Origin of the sequence: Massilia niastensis DSM 21313 (genome assembly GCF_000382345.1) — a bacterium.
Lineage (GTDB): Bacteria > Pseudomonadota > Gammaproteobacteria > Burkholderiales > Burkholderiaceae_D > Telluria > Telluria niastensis.
In genome coordinates this window covers 22,346-43,408 of record NZ_KB908094.1, presented here as the reverse complement: position 1 = coordinate 43,408, position 21,063 = coordinate 22,346, and the positions used below count along the sequence as shown (strand labels likewise).

At 64.1% G+C, this 21,063-nt stretch carries 22 protein-coding genes and 1 pseudogene; 18 read left to right on the top strand and 5 right to left on the bottom strand.

Annotated elements, in window-relative coordinates; all coding sequences use genetic code 11:
• Positions 1–57 precede the first annotated feature (57 nt).
• The 3 genes from H162_RS0112855 to H162_RS0112845 all read left to right on the top strand — a co-directional run bounded on the left by H162_RS0112855 (position 58) and on the right by H162_RS0112845 (position 3,326).
• Positions 58–1,077 (top strand): LacI family DNA-binding transcriptional regulator, encoded by a 1,020-nt coding sequence (locus tag H162_RS0112855; RefSeq protein ID WP_020653879.1) that lies wholly within the window; start codon positions 58–60, stop codon positions 1,075–1,077.
• Between the two features lie 56 nt (positions 1,078–1,133).
• On the top strand, positions 1,134–1,658 hold the full coding sequence (locus H162_RS0112850) for a gamma carbonic anhydrase family protein (RefSeq protein ID WP_020653878.1): 525 nt from the start codon (positions 1,134–1,136) through the stop codon (positions 1,656–1,658).
• Between the two features lie 690 nt (positions 1,659–2,348).
• The gene (locus tag H162_RS0112845; protein ID WP_020653877.1) at positions 2,349–3,326 is read left to right on the top strand and encodes a tripartite tricarboxylate transporter substrate binding protein; all 978 of its coding nucleotides are present in this window, start codon (positions 2,349–2,351) and stop codon (positions 3,324–3,326) included.
• A gap of 89 nt (positions 3,327–3,415) precedes the next feature.
• Here the strand turns inward: H162_RS0112845 and H162_RS33215 are convergent, their stop codons facing one another.
• Positions 3,416–3,526, bottom strand: coding sequence for an NAD(P)H-dependent oxidoreductase (locus H162_RS33215; RefSeq protein ID WP_169444481.1), 111 nt, complete (start codon positions 3,524–3,526; stop codon positions 3,416–3,418).
• Positions 3,516–4,430, bottom strand: a complete 915-nt coding sequence (locus H162_RS0112840) for a LysR family transcriptional regulator (RefSeq protein WP_020653876.1) — start codon at positions 4,428–4,430, stop codon at positions 3,516–3,518. The genes H162_RS33215 and H162_RS0112840 overlap by 11 nt, the downstream gene beginning before the upstream one ends.
• Before the next feature lie 110 nt (positions 4,431–4,540).
• Between H162_RS0112840 and H162_RS0112835 the strand changes: the two genes are divergently transcribed.
• The 13 genes from H162_RS0112835 (at position 4,541) to H162_RS0112775 (ending at position 15,831) form a co-directional block, all read left to right on the top strand.
• Positions 4,541–5,527 carry a 2Fe-2S iron-sulfur cluster-binding protein gene (locus H162_RS0112835; RefSeq protein WP_020653875.1) on the top strand — a complete coding sequence of 329 codons (987 nt, stop codon included), beginning with the start codon at positions 4,541–4,543 and terminating at the stop codon, positions 5,525–5,527.
• A 29-nt stretch (positions 5,528–5,556) separates the two neighbouring features.
• A complete protein-coding gene (gtdA, locus tag H162_RS0112830) occupies positions 5,557–6,585 on the top strand; it encodes a gentisate 1,2-dioxygenase (RefSeq protein WP_020653874.1) in 1,029 nt (342 codons plus the stop codon).
• 29 nt (positions 6,586–6,614) lie between these two features.
• Entirely contained in the window at positions 6,615–7,316 is a 702-nt protein-coding gene (locus H162_RS0112825) for a fumarylacetoacetate hydrolase family protein (RefSeq protein ID WP_020653873.1), read from the top strand.
• A 1-nt stretch (position 7,317) separates the two neighbouring features.
• Positions 7,318–8,571: an aromatic ring-hydroxylating dioxygenase subunit alpha gene (locus tag H162_RS0112820; protein WP_020653872.1), complete on the top strand. Its 1,254-nt coding sequence runs from the start codon at positions 7,318–7,320 to the stop codon at positions 8,569–8,571.
• Positions 8,568–9,047 carry an aromatic-ring-hydroxylating dioxygenase subunit beta gene (locus H162_RS0112815; RefSeq protein WP_020653871.1) on the top strand — a complete coding sequence of 160 codons (480 nt, stop codon included), beginning with the start codon at positions 8,568–8,570 and terminating at the stop codon, positions 9,045–9,047. Before H162_RS0112820 ends, H162_RS0112815 begins: the two co-directional genes overlap by 4 nt.
• A gap of 9 nt (positions 9,048–9,056) precedes the next feature.
• The gene (locus H162_RS0112810; RefSeq protein WP_020653870.1) at positions 9,057–9,371 is read left to right on the top strand and encodes a non-heme iron oxygenase ferredoxin subunit; all 315 of its coding nucleotides are present in this window, start codon (positions 9,057–9,059) and stop codon (positions 9,369–9,371) included.
• Between the two features lie 33 nt (positions 9,372–9,404).
• A complete protein-coding gene (locus tag H162_RS0112805; RefSeq protein WP_020653869.1) occupies positions 9,405–10,565 on the top strand; it encodes an ABC transporter substrate-binding protein in 1,161 nt (386 codons plus the stop codon).
• Positions 10,566–10,580: 15 nt separating this feature from the next.
• Complete coding sequence (locus H162_RS0112800) at positions 10,581–11,501, top strand: branched-chain amino acid ABC transporter permease (protein ID WP_020653868.1); 921 nt, start codon at positions 10,581–10,583, stop codon at positions 11,499–11,501.
• Positions 11,502–11,503: 2 nt separating this feature from the next.
• Positions 11,504–12,526: a branched-chain amino acid ABC transporter permease gene (locus H162_RS0112795; RefSeq protein ID WP_051109924.1), complete on the top strand. Its 1,023-nt coding sequence runs from the start codon at positions 11,504–11,506 to the stop codon at positions 12,524–12,526.
• A complete protein-coding gene (locus tag H162_RS0112790) occupies positions 12,523–13,272 on the top strand; it encodes an ABC transporter ATP-binding protein (RefSeq protein ID WP_020653866.1) in 750 nt (249 codons plus the stop codon). Before H162_RS0112795 ends, H162_RS0112790 begins: the two co-directional genes overlap by 4 nt.
• Complete coding sequence (locus tag H162_RS0112785; RefSeq protein ID WP_020653865.1) at positions 13,269–13,991, top strand: ABC transporter ATP-binding protein; 723 nt, start codon at positions 13,269–13,271, stop codon at positions 13,989–13,991. Before H162_RS0112790 ends, H162_RS0112785 begins: the two co-directional genes overlap by 4 nt.
• A gap of 20 nt (positions 13,992–14,011) precedes the next feature.
• Complete coding sequence (gene maiA, locus H162_RS0112780; RefSeq protein ID WP_156885593.1) at positions 14,012–14,656, top strand: maleylacetoacetate isomerase; 645 nt, start codon at positions 14,012–14,014, stop codon at positions 14,654–14,656.
• Positions 14,657–14,730: 74 nt separating this feature from the next.
• Positions 14,731–15,831: a porin gene (locus H162_RS0112775; protein ID WP_020653863.1), complete on the top strand. Its 1,101-nt coding sequence runs from the start codon at positions 14,731–14,733 to the stop codon at positions 15,829–15,831.
• 465 nt (positions 15,832–16,296) lie between these two features.
• Here the strand turns inward: H162_RS0112775 and H162_RS33990 are convergent, their stop codons facing one another.
• Positions 16,297–16,545: a hypothetical protein gene (locus H162_RS33990; RefSeq protein WP_156885586.1), complete on the bottom strand. Its 249-nt coding sequence runs from the start codon at positions 16,543–16,545 to the stop codon at positions 16,297–16,299.
• 55 nt (positions 16,546–16,600) lie between these two features.
• On the opposite strand from H162_RS33990, the gene H162_RS30735 reads away from it, so the two are divergent.
• Both H162_RS30735 and H162_RS30730 read left to right on the top strand, forming a co-directional pair.
• Positions 16,601–17,011, top strand: a complete 411-nt coding sequence (locus H162_RS30735; protein WP_156885585.1) for a response regulator — start codon at positions 16,601–16,603, stop codon at positions 17,009–17,011.
• Between the two features lie 111 nt (positions 17,012–17,122).
• Positions 17,123–17,455: pseudogene (locus tag H162_RS30730) on the top strand (ATP-binding cassette domain-containing protein); the annotation flags it as partial.
• 126 nt (positions 17,456–17,581) lie between these two features.
• Here H162_RS30730 and H162_RS33985 read toward each other — a convergent pair.
• Complete coding sequence (locus H162_RS33985; RefSeq protein WP_156885584.1) at positions 17,582–18,016, bottom strand: hypothetical protein; 435 nt, start codon at positions 18,014–18,016, stop codon at positions 17,582–17,584.
• An 82-nt stretch (positions 18,017–18,098) separates the two neighbouring features.
• A complete protein-coding gene (locus tag H162_RS30720) occupies positions 18,099–20,969 on the bottom strand; it encodes a bifunctional diguanylate cyclase/phosphodiesterase (RefSeq protein ID WP_084677001.1) in 2,871 nt (956 codons plus the stop codon).
• Positions 20,970–21,063 lie beyond the last annotated feature (94 nt).

The following is a 21,063-nucleotide window of genomic DNA, read 5'->3' as shown; positions in this document are numbered from 1 at the left end:
TCTTTTTGAAACGGTTGGGCGTTCGTGCGACAATAGGCCCTTATGAAACAAAAAAGAATGACCCTGAAAGGTTTGGCCGGGATCCTGGGCGTGCATCCGTCGACGGTTGGTCGCGTGATGGATCCTCAAACCCGCCACATGGTGGGTGAAGAGGTAAGGCAGCGCGTGCTCAAGGAAGCAGCACGGCACGGCTACCGACCCAACAAGCTCGCCGCAGCGATGCGGACCGGCCGCTCCAAGTTGGTCGGAGTGATGCTGCCGGATATAACAAACCCGGTATTCCCGCCGATGGTGCTCGGTATCGAAGACGAGCTGCGCAAGCACGGGTACGTGGTGCTCATGTCGAATGCGGGAGACGACAAGTCACAGCAGCGCTACGTGGTGGACCAGCTGCTGGCCCGGCAGGTCGATGCACTGATCCTGGCGACCGCAACGCGGGAGGATCCGGTCATCACGCACTGCCTCGAAGCCGGGGTCGCCGTCGTGACCGTGAACCGGAATGAGGATGACGGCCGTGTGTCGAGCGTGGCGAACGACGAAGCGCTCGGCATGCGCCTGTCAGTCGAGCATCTGGTCGCGCTGGGGCACCGCCGGCTCGTGCATCTTGTCGGACCCCAGCAGGTGTCGACCGGTCATTTGCGCAAGGTGGGCTTCGAGGAGGCGCTGGCCGCACATGGTCTCGCGGGTGAGTCGGGCGTCGTGGATTGCCTGGCTTACACCAGGGAGGCCGGCAAGTTGGCCTGCGATCAAGCGTTGGAACGCTATCCGGGCCTGACCGCGATTGTTGCCGGCAACGACCTGGTAGCAATCGGATGCTATGACAGCTTGCGCGCGCGCGGCTTGCGTTGTCCGGAAGATGTGTCGGTCATTGGCCATAACGACATGCCCTTCATCGACGCCGTGCATCCTCCGTTGACGACGATTCGCATTGGGCTTCATGAGATGGGGATTCAGGCGGCGCAGCTCATCTTGCGCCGGCTGCAGCAGGATGCCCCGGGCGTGATGGAAGTGCGCCTCAGGCCAGAACTTGTCATACGGGGCTCGACAGGTCCGTGCGCGACACGCTCTGTTCCATGAAGTAATACGCACGATAGTGTCAAACAACGCTGATCTTTCTATTCGATAAGGTAACCATGACTATTTACCAGCTGGGCGAACACGTACCCGAGATCGATCCATCCGCATTCGTGGCCGACAATGCCACGCTGATCGGCAAGGTCACAATGCAGGCGAACAGCTCGGTATGGTACGGCGTCACGATTCGTGGCGACAACGAGCGTATTACGATCGGCGAGAACAGCAACGTGCAGGAAGGCGCGATCATGCACACCGATATCGGCTACCCGATGACGATCGGCCGTGACGTGACGATCGGCCATCAGGCGATGCTGCATGGCTGCACGGTAGGCGACGGTACCCTGATCGGCATCCAGGCCGTCATTCTGAATGGAGCGAAGATCGGCAAGGGCTGCCTGGTCGGTGCCGGCGCGTTGGTCACCGAGGGCAAGGAATTTCCAGACAATATGCTGATCATCGGTTCCCCGGCCAAGGCCGTGCGTGAACTGACGGCCGATGGCGTGGCGGGCTTGAAGCGCAGCGCTGACGGCTATGTAGAACGTAGTCGCTTGTTCAAGACGCAGCTCAAAAAAATTACATAAAGCACAATTGAAGATGCATTGCAAAAATTCATCTTGCACGTACGCGTAGCTTTCCCTCAACACGTCAAGCCACGGTCGGGCCGGCGGGTGGCCGCCGCACCGTAGTCGGCAAACCTGGCATTCCGGGACCCCGGTAGCGACAAGGCTGCCGACCTGCACCGGCAGCAGCGGGAAGGGCGCTCGCGGCCAACAGGCCGCTGCAGCATCATTGCGCGATGCGTTCGCGCCATCCCGATGCGGGAATTCGCTGCTCGACCACTCCAGGACCCTGGGCGCAGAAGATGGCGCCGAAGGGCGTTGCTCGTACGTTCTTGAGTTGTCTCTCACGGCCTCATTCAATGCAAACGTTCGCATTTTAAATTTGCGACGATGGCAAGGATCAGGGCATTTTTCAACGATTTCTGGTCTTTCTTGGGCAAGTTAAAAAACTTGTTGACACCTCCGTCACGCACGCTTACCATTTTTTTATGCGATCGTTCGCATAAAAGCTCATCCCGAACCTGTCAGTAAGGCTTGTTCTTGCCTCCTCGTCCTGTCGACCAGGCAGGGGAGGGGAACGCGCGCTGGCAAACCGTACCAGTCGTCCGGCGACGGTTTTGCCGCCATGCCTCATGCGTCGAAAACTAGCAAGGCGTCCGCGACCAGGTAGCACTCTTGAGAATAGCTGCATCCTAATTGGAGGAGACAAGCATGAAAGAAGCATCGAGCATCTTGCGTTATGCAGTCCTGCCGTTTGCCTTGTCCGCAATCTGCGCCACCGCCTCGGCGCAACATTATCCGACAAAGCAACTGACGATCATTGTCCCGTTCACTGCCGGAAGCGCGACCGATGTCATTGCACGGCTGGTCGGCGAACGGCTGGGGAAAGACCTGGGGCAGCCCGTCATTGTGGAAAACCGTCCGGGGGCGGGAGGAACAATCGGGGCCGACATGGTGGCCAAGGCCGTGCCAGACGGCCATACCTTGTTGGTCCACTCCAGCGCGCATGCCGCCAATCCAGCGCTGTATGAAAAGATCGTCTATGACACGATCGGCGATTTTGCCGGCATCACGACGCTGGCGACCCTGCCGAATGTGTTGATTGTGGCTGCGTCATCCGACTACAAGTCGGTCGCCGAGCTGGTCGCTGTGGCCCGGAAAAACCCAGGGAAGCTCAATTATGCCTCGGCCGGTTCCGGCAGCGCCACCCACATCAATGCCGAAAAATTCCGGTTCCAGGCCAAGTTCGACGCCGTGCATGTGCCCTTCAAAGGCACGCCGCCGGCCGTTACCGAAACCATGACCCAAAGGGTCGACTTCATGTTTGCGCCTATCGTATCGGCGCTGCCCCAGATCAAGAGCGGCAAGTTGCGCGCGCTGGCGGTAGGCAGCGCCCACCGTACGCAATTGCTGCCGGATGTGCAGACGACGGTCGAAGCCGGCGTCAAGGGATCCGAGTTCAATTTCTGGATTGGCCTGCTGGCACCCGCAAAGACCTCTCCCGACATCATCAGAAAATTGCATGATTCCGTCTCGAGAGCGTTAGACTTGCCGGAAGTCAAAGCCCGCTTCGCGGCATTGGGTGCGGAACCACATGCGATGCAGCCTGACCAGTTCAACGACTACATCAAGACAGAGAAAGCCGAACTGGGCGCAGTCATCAAACAGGCCGGGGTCAGGCTGGACTGACCTGCCACGACCTTCTCCAGGCTTGTCCGTCAAAGAGGGCGTGGTCACTTGAATGAGCGCGCACCTCTCCGCCTCTTCCTTCCACTTTTCTACGCCTGCCGGGCGCGCCCTGCACGCCCGGTCCAGCCCTTCGGGATGGCGGGTACCGCATACCAGCACAGCGGGAACTGGAAGACGACCAGGTCGGCATCAGCCGCCACGCCCATCGGCAAAGATGTCGAAGATCAGCCCGCGCAGCCACCGGTTGGCGGGATCCTTGTTGAACTTCGTGTGCCAGAACACGTTGATGTTAATCTCCGGTAGCGAGACCGGGTGGGTCACGTACTTCAGCCCGAACGGCTGGACGCAGGCCATCGCAAAGCGTTCCGGTACCGTGGCAATCATCGAACTGCTGGCGAGGATGTGGCCCACCGCGACGAAGTGCGGCACCGTCAGCGTGATATTGCGCCCGATGCCCAGCCGCTCGAGCGTCTGGTCCGCAATCGCATGCCCGGTGGCGCTGGAGACGACCACCACATGCTCCGCATTGCGGAACTCCTCCACGGTGATCGCGTCCTTGTCGAGCGAGTGGCCGGCCCGGAACATGCACACGTAGCGCTGCTTGAACAGCCGGCGCTGGAAGTAGCCCGACTTCAGCTGGGGCAGCAGGCCGATGGCCAGGTCGACGTGGCCGGCCTCCATTTCGTCCTGCAGGTTCACGGACGTATTGCGCACCGTGCTGATCGTCACCCCCGGCGCGATGGGGCGCAGCGCTTCCATCAGCTTCGGCATGAAGTAGACCTCGCCGATGTCGGTCATGCCGAGGGTGAACCGGCGCCCGCTGGTGAGCGGGTCGAAGCGCTCGACCTCGTTCAGCGAGTCGTGGATGGTCGACAGGGCGAATCCGATCGGCTCCGCCAGCCGCAATGCGTAGGGCGTCGGCTCCATGCCGCGTACCGTCCGCACGAACAGCTCATCTCCCAGCAACAGCCGCAGGCGTTTCAGCGCATTGCTGACGCCCGGCTGCGTCATGCCCAGCGCTTCCGCCACCTTCGATACGCGCCGCTCGGCCAGCAGTTTGTGGAACACGAGCAGCAGATTGAGATCGACGTCCTTCAGTTCCATGGTCCGAGTAATATTGCGCTGAGTGATTTGATGCATTCGCCGAATGCTATTTATTTATATTACTCCGGTTGCCATACTTTGACCATCGAACAACGCATGGATCAACCGACATGGAACTCGTCGTGCAACCACTGGGCCGTAAGCTGCATCTGGAGCCGGGCGTCAACCTGCTTGCCGCGCTGCGCGAGCACCAGATCCCCATTTCATACAGCTGTACCGCGGGCCGCTGCGGCACCTGCCGCTGCAAGGTCGTGCAGGGCGATGTCCATGAGGCGGGCCGCGAAGCGAAGATCACCCATCCCGACGACGATGGCTATGTGCTGGCCTGCATGAGCACCGTCACGGGAAATTGCGTCATCGAGGTGCCGGAGCCGGACGAAGTCGTCACGCACCCGGCACGCATCGTGAAGGCCACCGTCACCGCCATCGAGCCGCTCACGCACGACATCCGCCGCCTGCGCCTGAAGCCTGCCAAGCCGCTGGCATTCTCGCCCGGCCAGTACGCCATGCTGCAGTTCGGGCCGGAGCATATCCGTCCGTATTCGATGGCGAACGTGGCCGGGAGCGAGGAGCTCGAATTCCATATCCGGCTGGTGCCCGACGGACGCGTGACGGGCTATATCGAGAGCCGGCTGGCGGTCGGCGACGCCGTGCGCGTCAGCGGGCCGCTCGGCACCGCCTACCTGCGCCGCAAGCACGAAGGCCCGATGCTGTGTATCGCCGGAGGCACCGGCCTGGCGCCGGTCCTGTCGATCGTCCGCGGCGCCATCGCCGAAGGCATGGCCAATCCCATCCACCTGTATTTCGGCGTGCGCTCGCCACGCGACATCTACGGCATCGAATGGCTGCGCCAGTTGCAGCAACGCCACGCCAACCTGCACGTCCACGTGGTGGTCAGCACCGGCAATGAGGATCCGGACCTGCGCGCAGGCGTCGTCACCGATGCGGTCGGCAGCGACTGGGCCGACCTCACGGGCTGGCGCGCCTACCTGTGCGGCGCGCCGCCGATGGTGGATGCGGCGACCTTGCTGGCCAGGAGGAAGGGCGTGCTGGCCGAGCACGTGTACGCCGACGCATTTTATTCCAGCAGTAACTGAGCGCATTTAAGATGAAGGAGACAGCAAGCATGAGTAACCAGGCCCGCCAGGAGTTTTACCAGCGCATCGATGCACAGCACATGACCCCGTTGTGGGAGGTGCTGGGCGCGCTGGTGCCGAAGGCCCCGACATCGCCGCTGCAGCCGGCATTGTGGCGCTACGCCGACGTGCGCGGCCACGTCATGGAAGCCGGGCGCCTGATCACCGCCGCCGAAGCGGAGCGCCGCGTGCTGGTGCTCGAAAACCCTGCGCTGCGCGGCAATTCCTCGATCACCCAGTCGCTGTATGCCGGCCTGCAGCTGATCATGCCGGGCGAGGTCGCCCCGGCCCACCGCCACGCCCAATCGGCGCTGCGCCTGGTGCTCGACGGCGAAGGCGCGTATACGGCAGTCGATGGCGAGCGCACCACGATGCGGCGCGGCGACTTCATCATCACCCCGGCCTGGACCTGGCACGACCATGGCAACCTGGGCGACCAGCCGGTCGTCTGGCTCGATGGCCTGGACATCCCGACCGTGCGCTTTTTTGACGCCGGCTTCGCCGAACACGGGGAGCAGGCCAGCCAGGAAGCCACGCGGCCCGAGGGCGATGCGCTGGCCCGCTATGGCAACAACATGCTGCCCGTCGATTTCGCGCAGGCGCCATCCGAGCCGACCAAAGTCTTCGTCTATCCGTTCGCCCGGACGCGCGACACGCTGCTGGCGATCTCGCGTGGCGCCATCGATGCGCACTTCGGCCACAAGCTGCGCTATGTGAATCCGGCGACCGGCGCTTCGCCCATGCCGACCATCGGCGCGTTTGCGCAGCGCCTGCCGGCGGGCTTCGAAACCCTGCCTTACCGCTCGACCGACAGCACCGTGTACGTCTGCCTGGAAGGCGAGGGCAGCGCGGATATCGGCGGCGTGCAATTCGATTTCGCACCGAACGACGTGTTCGTCGTGCCGTCCTGGCACCGGCTCCGCCTGCGGGCCGGCAGCGACACCATCCTGTTCAGCTTCTCGGACCGTCCCATGCAGCAGGCGCTGGGGCTGTGGCGCGAAGAAAAAATCCCAGGCTGACCTTAAAACCAATTCATCAGGAGACCTCCATGAACTACGCAGTTCCCCCAGCAGCAGTCCATACCCTCGCCATCGCCGGCAGCGAAGAGCGCTTCCCGGTCAACCGCATCTTCTGCGTCGGCCGCAACTACGCAGCGCATGCCCGTGAAATGGGGCGCGATCCGGACCGCGAAAAGCCGTTCTTCTTCATGAAGCCCGCCAATGCCACGGTGCAGGCGGGCGCCGGGGAGGTAACGATTCCGTATCCGCCGAAGACGGCCAACTTCCACCACGAGATCGAGCTGGTGGCCTTCATCGGCAAGGGCGGCGCGAACATCCCGGTCGAACAGGCGCTCGAACACGTCTACGGCTACGCCGTGGGCCTCGACATGACCCGGCGCGACATCCAGCTGGAAGCGCGCGACAAGGGCCGTCCGTGGGAGTTCGGCAAGTCGTTCGCCCAATCGGCACCGATCGGCCCGATCGCCCGCGTCGACGATGTGGGACACCTGAGCGAAGGCGCCATCTCGGTGACCGTCAACGGCGCGCCGCGCCAGCATTCGGATATTTCCAAGCTGATCTGGTCGGTGGCGGAATCGATCGCCTACCTGTCGGAATACGAAACGCTGGAACCGGGCGACGTCATCATGACCGGCACCCCGGAAGGCGTGAACGCGGTCGTGCCCGGCGACGTGATGGTGGGCGAAGTGGCGGGCCTGGCGCCGATCACGGTGCGGGTCGTGGGAGCTTGACATGGCTGCCGTCTTTCCGATCAAGCCGGTCTGGGACCAGCCCGGATCGAGCCGCATCCCGTTCTGGGCCTACACCGACGAGGCCCTCTACAAGCGCGAACTGGAACGCCTGTTCTACCAGGGCCACTGGTGCTACGTCGGACTGGAGGCGGAGATTCCGAATCCGGGCGACTACAAGCGCTCCGTCATCGGCGAACGTTCCGTGATCCTGACCCGCGCGGCCGACGGCAGCGTCAACGTGGTGGAGAACGTGTGCGCCCACCGCGGCATGCAGTTCTGCCGCGAACGGCACGGCAACAAGAAGGAATTCGTCTGTCCCTACCACCAGTGGAGCTATACGCTCAAGGGCGACCTGCAGGGCGTGCCGTTCCGGCGCGGCGTCAGGCAGGACGGCAAGGTCAACGGCGGCATGCCGAAGGACTTCGAGACCGCCGACCATGGCCTCAACAAGCTCAAGGTGGCGGTGCGCGGCGGCGTGGTGTTCGCCTCGTTCGACCACGAGGTCGAATCGCTGGAGGATTTCCTGGGCCCCGACATGTGCGCCTACTTCGACCGCCTGTTCAACGGCCGCAAGCTGACGGTCCTGGGCTACAACCGCCAGCGCATTCCCGGCAACTGGAAGCTGATGCAGGAGAACATCAAGGACCCGTACCATCCGGGCCTCCTGCATACCTGGTTCGTCACCTATGGCCTGTGGCGCGCCGATAACAAGTCGCAGCTGAAGATGGACGCGCATCACCGCCACGCGGCAATGATCTCCACCCGCAGCGGCCAGGCCGCCACCAGCGAGGTGACGGCAGGCGTGACCAGCTTCAAGGCCGGCATGGACGTCAACGACAAGCGGCTGCTCGACATCGTGCCCGAGGAGTGGTGGAAGGGCCCGACCGCCGTGATGATGACGGTGTTCCCGAGCGTGATCTTCCAGCAGCAGGTCAACAGCGTCTCGACGCGCCACATCCAGCCCAACGGCGCCGGCTCGTTCGACTTCGTGTGGACCCATTTTGGCTTCGAGGACGACACGCCCGAGATGACGCAGCGGCGCCTGATCCAGGCCAACCTGTTCGGCCCGGCGGGCTTCGTCTCGGCCGACGACGGCGAAGTGATCGAACTGTCGCAATGCGGCTTCGAACAGAAACCCTGCCACCGCACCCTGGCGGAACTGGGCGGCACCGGCGTCGAGAACACCGACCACATGGTCACCGAGACCCTGATCCGCGGGATGTATGAATACTGGCGAAAGGTGATGGACGTATGAACACCCTCGACATCGACACCTACCTCGCCCTGACCCGCCTGTACGCGGACTACGCGGCCGCCGTCGACAGCGGCGACTGGGACAAGTGGATCGCCCTGTTCGTCGAGGATTGCGACTACCGCGTGCAGCCGCGCGAGAACCACGAGCGCGGCATGCCGCTGGCGACCCTGGCGCTGCTGAGCCGTGGGATGCTGGTAGATCGCGCCTACGGCATCAAGGAGACCCTGTTCCACGATCCGTATTACCAGCGCCATGTGGTCGGTGCACCGCTGGTCGAGAAGGTGGAGGACGGCGTCATCCATGCCCAGGCCAACTACGCCGTGTTCCGCACCAAGCTGTCGCAGGAAACCACGGTCTTCAACGTGGGCCGCTACCTGGACCGGATCCGCATGACCGCAGATGGCCTGCGTTTCGAACGGCGCCACTGCATCTACGACACCGAGATGATCCCCAACTCGCTGATCTATCCAATCTGAGGAGACACCATGGCAAACAACTGGATCGACGCGGCCGCCGAGGCCGACATTCCCGACGACGATGTGACCGCGGTGGTGGCCGGCGGCGTCGAGCTGGCGCTGTATGGCGCCGAGGGTGGCGTCTACGCGACCGCCATCCTGTGCACCCACGGCGCGGCGAAGCTGTGCGACGGCTTCCTGGACGGCTACGAGATCGAGTGCCCCCTGCACCAGGGGAAGTTCGATATCCGCAACGGCCTGGCCACCTGCGAACCGGCCACCGACGCCGTGCGCACCTATCCGGTCAAGGTCGAAGGCGGCCGGGTCTACGTCGACCTCGGCTGAGCAGCACCCTCACATAATTATTACGGAGATACCATGTACATCAAATGCCTTGGCGTTTGCACCGCCCTGTTGCTCGCCAGCGCCGCCCAGGCGCAGGTCAAGATCGGCTTTTCGGCTCCCCTGTCCGGCCCCGTGGCCGTGGTGGGCCAGGACCAGTACGACGGCTTCATGCTGGCAGTGGAGCAGGGCGGCGGCAAGCTCGGCGGCCAGGCCGTCACGGTGCTGAGGGAAGACGACCAGCTCAAGCCGGAGATCGGCAACCAGATCGTGCGCAAGTTCATCGACAAGGACCGCGTCCACGCCATCGTCGGCCTGGGCTTCTCCAACGTGCTGATGGCCAGCGCCAAGGTGATCGCGGATTCCGGCACGGTCGCCATCGCGACCAACGCCGGGCCATCGCCTCTCGCGGGCGCGTCCTGTTCCCCGAACGTGTTCTCGGTCGCCTGGCAGAACGACGGCGCGGCCGAAAGCATGGGCAAGTACATGCAGGATAAGGGCTACAAGCGGGTCTACCTGATGGCGCCGAACTACCAGGCCGGCAAGGACATGCTGCAGGGCTTCAAGCGCTACTTCAAGGGCGAAATCGTGGACGAGGTCTACACCCAGGTCGGCCAATCGGACTACTCGGCCGAGATCGCGCAGCTGCAGGCGGCCAGGCCGGATGCCGTGTTCGCGTTCTACCCGGGTGGCATGGGCGTGAATTACATCCGCCAACTGAGCCAGGCCGGCATGCTGGCCAAGCTGCCGAACTACTCGGTGTTCACGGTCGACGGCACCACCATGCCCGCATTGCGCGACGCCGCCGTCGGCACCACCTACGGCGCGATGTGGGATGCTGCGCTCGACACGCCGGAGAACCGGGCCTTCGTGGCCGCCTTCGTGGCGAAATACAAGCGTACGCCGAGCGAGTACGCGGCCACCGGCTACGACGCGGCGCGCCTGCTGGACGTGGCAGTGCGCAAGGCGGGCGCCAAGGCCACCGACAAGCGCGCACTGGCCGCTGCGGTCAAGGCGTCGGGCGGTGAGTTCAAATCGGTGCGTGGACCGTTCCGCTTCAACAAGAACAACATGCCGGTCCAGAACTACTACGCGTTCCGCGTCGCGCAGGAAGCCGGCAAGCCGACCGTCAAGCAACTGGGAACGCCGCTCGCAGCGCACGCGGACGTGTATCAGTCGAAGTGCGGCATGCCCTGACGGCCGGAGCCTGCCATGTCACTCACTCTCATCGCAACGCAGCTGCTGAACGGGCTGCAGTTCGGCGTGCTGCTGTTCCTGCTCGCAGCCGGGCTGACGCTGGTGTTCGGCATCATGAGCTTCGTCAACCTGGCCCATGGCTCGCTGTACATGCTGGGCGCCTATTTCGCGGCCACCGCCTACCAGCACACAGAATCCTTCGCGCTGGCGCTCCTGGCCGCGGTGGCCGGCTGCGTGGTCGTGGGCTTCGTGCTGGAGCGGACCGCGATCTCGCGCCTGTACGGACGGGATCACCTCGACCATGTGCTGGCCACTTTCGGGCTGGTACTGTTCTTTAACGAGCTGACCCGCATCGTCTGGGGCCCGCAGCCTTACTTCCTGCCGCTGCCGGCCTTCTTCGAGAACACGGTCGACCTGTTCGGCATCAGCTACCCCAGCTACCGCTTCGCGATCATCGTGGTCGGCCTGGCGGTGGCCGTCGGCGCCTGGCTGCTGATGCAGAAGACGCGGCTCGGCATGCTGGTGCGCGCCGGGGCCGTCAATCCGAAGATGGTCTCGGCGCTGGGCATCGACATCAAGCTGCTCAACGCGGTGGTGTTCGCGCTGGGCGCGGCGCTGGCCGGCCTGGCCGGCGTCATGGCGGGCCCGATCATGTCGATCCAGAGCGGCATGGGCGAGCCGGTGCTGATCACGGCGCTGGTCGTGATCGTCATCGGCGGGATCGGCTCGGTCAGCGGCGCGTTTTACGCGGCGCTGATCGTCGGCGTGGCCGATACGCTCGGACGCGCCTTCCTGCCGGCGCTGCTGCGCGAAGTCGCCAGCCGCGACATCGCCAACGCCGCCGGACCGGCACTGGCATCCATGCTGGTGTATCTGTTGATGGCCGTGGTGCTCGCCGTGCGCCCGCAAGGCCTGTTTCCCGCCGGGAGGACCTGATCATGTCATTCGCAACTCTTCGCCGCCCAGCCACGCTGGTGCCGCTGCTGCTCCTGCTCCTGCTGGCGCTGGTGCCCGTGGTGTCGACCCTCGCCGACCAGCCGTTCTACACGGTCTTTTTCGCCCGCATCATCATCTATGCGATCGCGGCCAGCGCGCTGAACCTGGCGCTCGGCTTCGGCGGGATGGTCAGCCTGGGGCACGCGCTGTTCCTGGGCCTGGGCGCCTACAGCGTGGCGATCCCGGCCTGGCACGGCATCGACAGCGGCTGGGTGCACCTGGCGGTGTGCGTCGTATCGTGCGGCCTGATCGGGCTGCTGACCGGCGCCGTCAGCCTGCGCACCACCGGGATCGGCTTCATCATGATCACGCTGGCGTTCGCGCAGATGGGCTACTTCGTGTTCGTCAGCCTGAAACACTACGGCGGCGACGACGGCACGCCGATCTCGGCCACCAGCCGCTTCTTCGGCCAGGACCTCGGACGTCCGCTGACCGTGTACGTCGTCGGCTTCGTCGTACTGTGCCTGGTGCTGTGGTGGTCGGCCCGCCTGCGTAGCGCGCCGTTCGGCATGGTGCTGCGCGGCGCGCGCCAGAACCCGCGCCGCATCAATGCGATCGGCTTCCAGGGCAAGCGCTACCAGCTTGCAGCCTATGTGCTGTCGGCCGTCCTGTGCGGGATCGCCGGCATGCTGCTGGCGAACCTGACCGCGTTCGCTTCCCCCGCGACGCTGGGCTGGATCGTTTCCGGCGACCTGATCGTCATGATCGTGCTGGGCGGGATCGGGACGGTCTTCGGCCCGCTGCTCGGCGCGCTGGCCTTCCTCGGCGCCGAGGAGCTGCTGAAGATGGCGACCGAGTACTGGCCGGCCATCTTCGGACTGGCGATCTTCCTGATCGCGCTGCTGCGCACGCCAGGCCTGGCCGGTTTGCTGGAACGCCTGTCGCGCCGGCAAGCCGCGCCGGCAGCGGATCCTCCGCCGACGCCGAAGGCCACCGTCATCCATCTCGCAGGAGAACGCGCATGAGCATCCTGAGAACCGAGGCGCTGGTCAAGCGCTACGGCGGCATCCTGGTGACCGACTCGGTGTCGCTGGACATCCGGCCCGGCGAGCTGCACGCCATCATCGGCCCGAACGGCGCCGGCAAGACCACGCTGATCAACCAGCTGTCGGGCGAACTGGCCTCGAATGCCGGCAAGGTCTGGTACGACGGGGTCGACGTCACCGCCTTGCCGATCCATGCGCGGGCGCGCAGCGGCCTGCTGCGGTCCTACCAGATCACCTCGATCTTCGAGGAATTCACGGTGCGCGAGAACGCCGTGCTGGCCGCGATCGGCGCCCAGGAACACGGGTGGCGCTTCTGGCGCCCGATGCTGGCGCGCGCGGCCCAGGTCAAGGTCGCCGACGAAGTGCTGGCCACGTGCGGCCTGGCGCACCGCAGCGCCATGCCGGCCGCCGGCCTGGCGTACGGCGAACGGCGCCAGCTGGAGCTGGCCATGGCGCTGGCCGCGCAGCCGAAGTGCCTGCTGCTCGACGAACCGATGGCGGGCATGAGCGTGCAGGAATCGGGCGCGGTGGTGCAGATGCTGGCGCGGCTGAAGGGGCGCTACGGCATCCTGCTGATCGAGCACGACATGGATGCGGTGTACGCATTGGCCGACCGGATCACGGTGCTGGTCTACGGCAAGGTGCTGTTCAGCGGGACGCCGGACGAGATCCGCCGGCACCCGGAAGTGAAGGCGGTGTACCTGGGCGAAGAGGAGGCGGCATGAGGACCCTGATGGAAATGCACGATGTGCAGGCATCGTATGGCCACGCGCAGGCCTTGTTCGGCGTCAGCTTCGATATCCGGGCCGGCGAGGTGGTGACCCTGCTGGGCCGCAACGGCATGGGCCGCTCGACGACGGTGAAATGCCTGTTCGGCATGCTGCCCCTGAAGTCCGGCGCGATCTCTTTCGGCGGCAGGCCGCTGGCGGGGCTGGCCTCGCACGGCATCGCCCGGCTCGGCCTGGGACTGGTGCCGGAAGGCCGGGAGATCTTCACCAACCTGACGGTCGAGGAGAACCTGGTGGCCACGGCGCGCGCCCCGCGCCACGCCCAGGCCAGCCTGAAGCCCTGGGACCTGGCGCGGGTGTACCAGTTCTTCCCGCGCCTGCAGGAACGGCGCGCCAACCTGGGCTGGCAGCTGTCCGGCGGCGAACAGCAGATGCTGGCGATCGGCCGCGCGCTGATGACCAACCCGCAGCTGCTGGTACTGGACGAGGCGACCGAGGGACTGGCGCCGATCATCCGCACCGAGATCTGGAACGCGCTGGCGGCGCTGAAGGCGGAAGGGCTGGCGCAGATCGTCATCGACAAGAACGTCGGCGCGCTGCTCAAGCTCGCCGACCGGCACTTCGTCCTGGAAAAGGGCAGGGTGGTGTGGCAGGGCAGTTCCGATGCGCTGCGCGCCGAACCGGCCATCGTTCAACAATACATGGGAGTGTCATGATGCGGGAAATGAACACGCCGCTGGTGCTGCACAATTATTTTCGCAGCTCCTCGGCATACCGGGTGCGCATCGCGCTGGGACTGAAAGGGCTTCCGTACACCTATGTGCCGGTGCACCTGGGGCGCGACGGCGGGGAGCAGTTCAGGCCCGCTTTCAGCGCACGCAATCCGCACCACCTGGTGCCGGTGCTCAGTGACGGCGACCTGGACGTCAGCCAGTCGCTGGCGATCATCGAGTACCTCGACGACGCGTATCCGGAGCAGCCGCTGCTGCCGGGGACGCCGCGCGAGCGCGCCCGGGTGCGCCAGCTGGCCCTGTCCATGGCCTGCGACATCCATCCCCTGAACAACCTGCGCGTGCTGAAGTACCTGACCGGCCCGCTGGGAGCAAGCGAGGAGGCCAAGGCGGCCTGGATCGCGCACTGGCACGGACTGGGACTGGCTGCGCTGGAGGCGGACCTGGCGCGTGACGCGACGCGTGGGCGCTTCTGCGTTGGCGATAGCCCGACCATGGCGGATTGCTGCCTGGTGCCCCAGCTGTTTGCCGCGCGCCGCTTCGGCATGGATGTGTCGGCGTTCCCGGCCCTGCTGGCGATCGAGGCGGCATGCCAGGAGCTGCCGGCCTTCCAGCAGGCGCACCCGGCCCGTCAGCCGGACAGCGAATAAGCACGCAGCATGCGGCCTCGCGCATCGCGCGGGGCCGCATATGACATCAAAAAATAATCAACGGAGACAGAGTAATGAAGAAAGCAGTCATCGGTACCACCCTCGCACTCGTCGGCGGCATCGCCGCCCAGCCGGTCCTGGCGCAGGGCCAGGTCAGCATCTACGGCATCGTCGACAGCGGGGTGGTGCACACGAACCACGCCGACGCCGCCGGGGAATCGGTGACCAAGGTGCCCGGCCTCACGGGCAGCGTGCCTTCGCGCATTGGCTTTCGCGGCGCCGAGGACCTGGGTGGCGGCTTGCAGGCGCTGTTCACGCTGGAAGGCGGGATCAACGTGGATACAGGTACGATGGGGCAGGGTAACCGCCTGTTCGGGCGCCAGGCCTGGGTCGGCCTGAAGAACCGCTACGGCACGCTGATGGTGGGACGGCTGCCGAACATGACGTTCTACTCGATGCTCAAGTCCGACGTGCTGGGGCCGAACCTGTTCAGTATTTCCAGCATCGACCTGTATATCCCCAACGCACGCAGCGACAATGCGGTGGGCTACATGGGCACGTTCGCCAACATCACCGCGGGAGCGACGTACAGCGTTGGGCGCGATATCTCGACCGCCGGCGGGCCGGCCGGCACCGCCTGCGCCGGTGAAGTGCCTGGCAACTCGAAGGCGTGCCGCCAGGTGACGGCACTACTGGGCTACGACAACCAGGCGTTTGGCGTGACCGCCGCCTACGACAAGATGCAGGGCAATACCGGCGCGGCGATGGGACTGGCGACACCCGACAGCTACGACCGGCGCGTCACCGTGAGCGGCTATGCGATGCTGGGAAAAACCCGCATCGGCGCCGGCGTCATGAGCCGCAAGAAGCTCGCGGCGACCCGCGCTGCCGACCTCGAGTCGGACCTGTACTTCGTCGGCGCGAAGTTCCAGCTGGCGCCAGCGATGGAACTCGATGCCCAGGTGGCGCGGCATGCGGTCGAGGACAGCCCGAACGATTCCACGCTGGCGGTGATGCGGCTGACGTATCTGCTGTCCAAGCGGACGGCCGTGTACGGCTCGCTCGGTCACATGAAGAACCGCGGCGCTGCCGCCATCGCGCTCGATGCGGGCGGCACCGTGGGCATCGGGATGAACCAGTCCGGCGTCAACGTGGGCGTGCGGCACAGCTTCTGACCGTTCGGCAATTCTCCTGAGCCCAGCCGGTCGTCCTGGCCGGCCTTCGCATCCCTTCGCATGCCTGCCTCACCGAGGAGGCTGCGCCATGCGCCTTTGCGCCACGCGGCGCCCGCCACGTGGACGCATTCCGTCGTCGCGTGAGCGTTCAAACAATGCGGCAGTATTCCGTGCGGCGCTGCCGGCCTGTCCGTAGTCACCGCGCCGGCGCTGGCGGATACTCTGGAAGAGATTCGCGCGCACCAGGCGGAGCGCAGCAGGACGCTTACGACTATATCGTTTGCGGGGCGGGCAGTGTAGGCTGCGCCATCGTGAACCGCCGGGTATCCGTGAAAGCAGCGGCAGTCCGCTCACGCAGTGCATTCGTTCATTAAACTACATAAAAGTATTCATGCCTTCTATGTTTTTGTTTTTTAAAGATTTGAAGTAAGTCCGAATGAATAACTGATATGCGGAATGTCGTAGTTAAACTCCAAATCCATTCCCAAGCTTGTCCTGCTGTTTTGCCAGTCTTGCGTCGCGTTTCCAAAAAGCAACAAAATTCCAGAGTGGAAACAAGATGTGATGTTTTTTATCTATTTCCCAGATAAAAATCGTTGTGATGGCACTGAGAATGAAGATAATATTGGGGCTTGCTTCATGAGCAATTGCCTGGATAGGTACAACATATAACAATAAAGCGTTGTTACCGGTTTGCCAGCTGGAGGAATTCACCAAGAGGAGACATAAAACGCTGCGAGAACGGATCCTTGCATCGTTTTTTCATAAGATGATAAAAATTTTTATTGCAGACCCCCACGAGATCATGCGTCAGAGATTAAAGATGTTGCTGGGCTGTGTGAGTGGCCTACAGGTTGTTGGCCAGTCGGGTAACGCCAACGACACCGTCTCGCATGTGAGAGAAGGTAGTGTCGATGTCCTGCTGCTTGATCCTTCTCTCTCGCCTTACGGTGACATCGAGCTTGTCCGGCAGATCCGGGATGAAGCCCCGGAGCTGAACATCCTCATCCTTACCAAAAGCGAAGACGAGCAATACTCATCCCGTGTCATGAGGGCCGGAGCGGATGCTCACCTGACGAAAACGAGTGAACTGAACCATTTGATCGCCGCCATCAAGATAGTCGGTTCCGCCGGCCCGCAAGGAAGCCGGACGCGGATGCCATCACTTTCCTACGCCTAGGAGGCGCTGATCGATTCGACGTTTCGTCGATGAACCCGGCGCTGCTGCAAACCTGCAGCCGGGGTCAGCGATTGGCGCCGGAGTTCGGAGCGCGCATCGACACCCGGTCCAGAAAAGCGCGCCGTCCTGGGCTGGCAGCTGTCCGGCGGCGAACAGCGGATGCTGGCGATCGGCCGCGCGCTGATGACCAACCCGCAGCTGCTGGTACTGGACGAGGCGACCGAGGGACTGGCGCCGATCATCCGCACCGAGATCTGGAACGCGCTGGCCGCGCTGAAGGCGGAAGGGCTGGCACAGATCGTCATCGACAAGAACGTCGGCGCGCTGCTCAAGCTCGCGGACCGGCACTTCGTCCTGGAAAAGGGCAGGGTGGTGTGGCAGGGTAGTTCCGATGCGCTGCGCGCCGAACCGGCCATCGATCAACAATACATGGGAGTGTCATGATGCGGGAAATGAACACGCCGCTGGTGCTGCCTTCCCCTGGTCCGCCAGGCGCTTGCGCAAGTTATTCCTCAAGTGATCGCATTTTGTGCGGCTCACACCGAGAAGCGACGCCATGTTCCCATTTTCTCAGTCCGTCAATCCTGCTGTCCGCACCCAGAACGTGCCGGGCCTGGTCAGGTAACCTCCGACTGTCGCGGTAGCGGCCAAGGGACTTCGCAGGTCGTATCCCAGAATAGCCAGGAAGATGTCCCTGGTTTCGTTGAGCTTGTCCGAGTACGCGACAGCGGCGTTGGCGAGCGACTGATCTATTGCTTCATTGAATCGCATCATGTCCGCAGTATGTTCAAGCGATACATCGGCTCCGCCTTGTTGCCACAGCTTGAGTACGCTCGCGCGCAATGCGCGATACTCGGCAATGAGTTGGAGAAGCGTAAAACCGCTGGAATAACGTAACCTGCCGTGTGTTGAAGCGCCGTCGCCAGGGGCAGGGCCTGCAGTGTAGCCGTGCGACTTCGCTTCCGTTGGTTCGGTCGTTTCTGTCCGTTGTATGTCCTGGGCCACGAACTCCAAATTTGCCTTGCATGATCGCGGAGTTCAAGGCTGGACATTTTTCCGCAGCCGCGCCAAACGTCGATGAGACCCACTACAGGCACCTTTCCGTGTGGAGCATCTGCCCGATCGCGGCCGCGGCGATGGGCCGGCTGAAATGGTTGCCCTGGATCTCATCGCAATCATGGCGCCGCAGATACGCGAGCTGCTCGGGCGTCTCGACGCCTTCTGCAATGACCTTCAAGCCCAGGTTGTGCGCCAGGGAGATCATCGAGAGGACGATCATCGCGTCGTCGGCGCTGGTGGCGATATCGCGGACGAAGGATTGGTCGATCTTGAGGACGTCGATCGGGAACAGCTTCAGGTAGGCCAGGCTGGAATAGCCGGTGCCGAAATCGTCGACGGCAAGCTGCACGCCAAGCAGCTTGAGCTGATGCAGCGTGGCGATGGACTTCTCGACATCGTGCATGACGATACTTTCCGTCAGCTCGATTTCGAGGCAGGCCGGATCGAATCCGCTGTCGTCCAGCGCGGCGACGACGGTCTGGACGAGATCGTGCTGGGCGAACTGGATGCCCGACAGGTTGACGGCCATCCGCAGTGGGTAGCCCGCGGCCTGCCAGGCCCGGCCTTGCGCACAGGCGGACCGCAATACCCATGCGCCGATCGGAACGATCAGGCCGGTCTCTTCGGCCAGCGTGATGAATTCGGCGGGCGAGACCATGCCGAACTCGGGATGCTGCCAACGGATGAGCGCTTCGACACCGATCATCCGGCCCGTCTTCAGGTCGACTTGCGGCTGGTAGTGCAGCACGAACTCGTCGCGGGCGAGCGCATTGCGCAGCGCACTTTCGATCCGCAGCCGCGCTTGCGTCCTGGTATTCAGGGCCGGTTCGAAGAACTGGTAATTGTTGCGCCCCATTTCCTTGGCGCGATACATGGCGACATCCGCGTGCATCAGCAAGGTTTCGCTATCGCTGCCGTCGTCCGGGAAGACGGCGATCCCGATACTGCAGCTGACAAAGAATTCCTTGCCGCCGGCCGGGATCGGCCTGGCAACCTGCGCCATGACCTTCTCGATGGTCGCGGCCGTCATCGGTCCCGTCTCATATTGCGGCAGGACCAGGACAAACTCGTCGCCGCCCATGCGCCCGACCGTGTCGGCGGCGCGTACGCTGGCTTGCAGGCGCTCGGCGACCACCTTGAGCAGCATGTCGCCACAGCTGTGTCCGGCGCTATCGTTGACGAACTTGAAGCGGTCGAGATCGAGGAAGGCGACCCAGACCGTCCTCCTGGTTCTCGATGCATAGGAAATCGCCTGCTGCAGCCGGTCCTGCAACAGGTTGCGGTTCGCCAGGCCGGTGAGCGGGTCGAAGTTGGCCCGGTATTCGAGCTGCTCCTGGTAGCGTTTTGTTTCGGTGACATCGTAGTTGACGTGCACGAAATGGTGCACCTCGCCGTTCTCATCGCGCACCGGCGCGAGATAGACTTCATTCCAGTACATCGCGCCATCCTTGCGGTAGCAGCGCACGGTCGCGTGTCCCTCCCTGCACGCGGCCAGCGCCGCCCTCAGTTCGATCAATCCCGGCTGTTCCACATCGGCACCCACCAACAGCTTGGTTGGCTTGCCGACCATTTCCGCGGACGGGTAGCCGGTAGTGCGTTCGAAGGCCGGATTGACGTACTCGACGATATAGTCCGGGCCCTGGGCGCCGGTGATGAACATGGCGTTCGCGCTGGCCTCGATGGCGCGATTGCGCAGTTGAAGTTCGGCGGCCGTCCGCTGCAGTTCACAGGTCCTTGCATGCAACTGGGCTGTGCGTTCCTCCACGGTCCGCTCGATGATGCGCGAGCGTGCGGCGACTGCATCCAGGTAGGCCGCGCCGAGCAGGCTCAGGGCGATGCCGGCTGCCAGCACCAGCAGCGCGCTCGCATGCGCGCTCCCTGCCGCTGGAGGCGCGCGCGAGACGACCAGGTGCAGGGGCGTGCCGCCGATGTCGACGGTGTGCGACACCCTGGTCAAGGCGGCAGGCCCGAGCAGCCGTTCCAGCAGCGGGCTGGCGCCCGGGACCGGCGGTGGCGGCGCCCCGTGCCGGAACAACAGCGCCGCTTCGGTGGGCGAGGGCGCCGCATAGACATTGATGTGGATGCCCGCTGTCGCCAGCAGGCCGGCGCGCTCGAAGATCTGCCGCGCGAACCGGTGTGCATGGACCCCCGCCACGTTTTCGCCGATGAATGCACGCCGGCGGGCCGCCACGTCATCCAGGGGGGCGCCGGGCCGGTACAGGGGCGCCATGAGCGTGAATACTTTTCCCTCGACGCCGCGCTGCCGCGACTGTACGAACGGCTTCAGCCCGCTTGCGGCGACCATGCCGCTGTCGATCGCCCGCTGTGCGGCAAGCGCATGCACGGGGTCGGACAGTCCGTCGTAGCCCAGGAGCAGGTCGTTGCGCGGCAGCGGCTCGAAGAATTCGATGACCAGCCAGGGACCAGGGCCGGTGGCCGGCACCAGCCTTCCTTCCCGCTCCTGCTTGATGGTGAAGCCGGGGTGCCTGGTGCGCATGGCCGCTTCGTAGGCGCGCCGCTCCCCCGGCCTGACATAGCGATGGAACACGAAGCTGCGCAGATAGGGATGCTCCTTCAGCAGCGGCATGGCCATCGCACGGAACTGCGCGCGGCTGACCGGCGTGTCGCTGATCGCGAACAACTGGTTGAGGCTGCGAAGTCCCGTCACCGCGTCGTCGATGCTCTCATCGAACAGGCGGACCCTGAGCTCGGCCTCCCGGGTGAACTGGGCATTGTGCTTTTCCGTCTCCACCCGGTAGACCCGGCCGGACAGGAACAGGGTCAGGAGGATCCCGATGGCCAGGACGAGGAGCGCCCTCCTGGATACGACAGGGCCCTGAAGCCGGCGCTTGTCTCCAGGCTGCCCGCTGCGGTGAAGCGATGTGCCACGTCCATCCATATGCATGAAGGCCTGAATCGTCCTGAATAGATGTTACTGCTCGGCACGGCGCAGACGCGTCCAGCTTGCAGTCGGGAACCTTTGTGTGCTCACC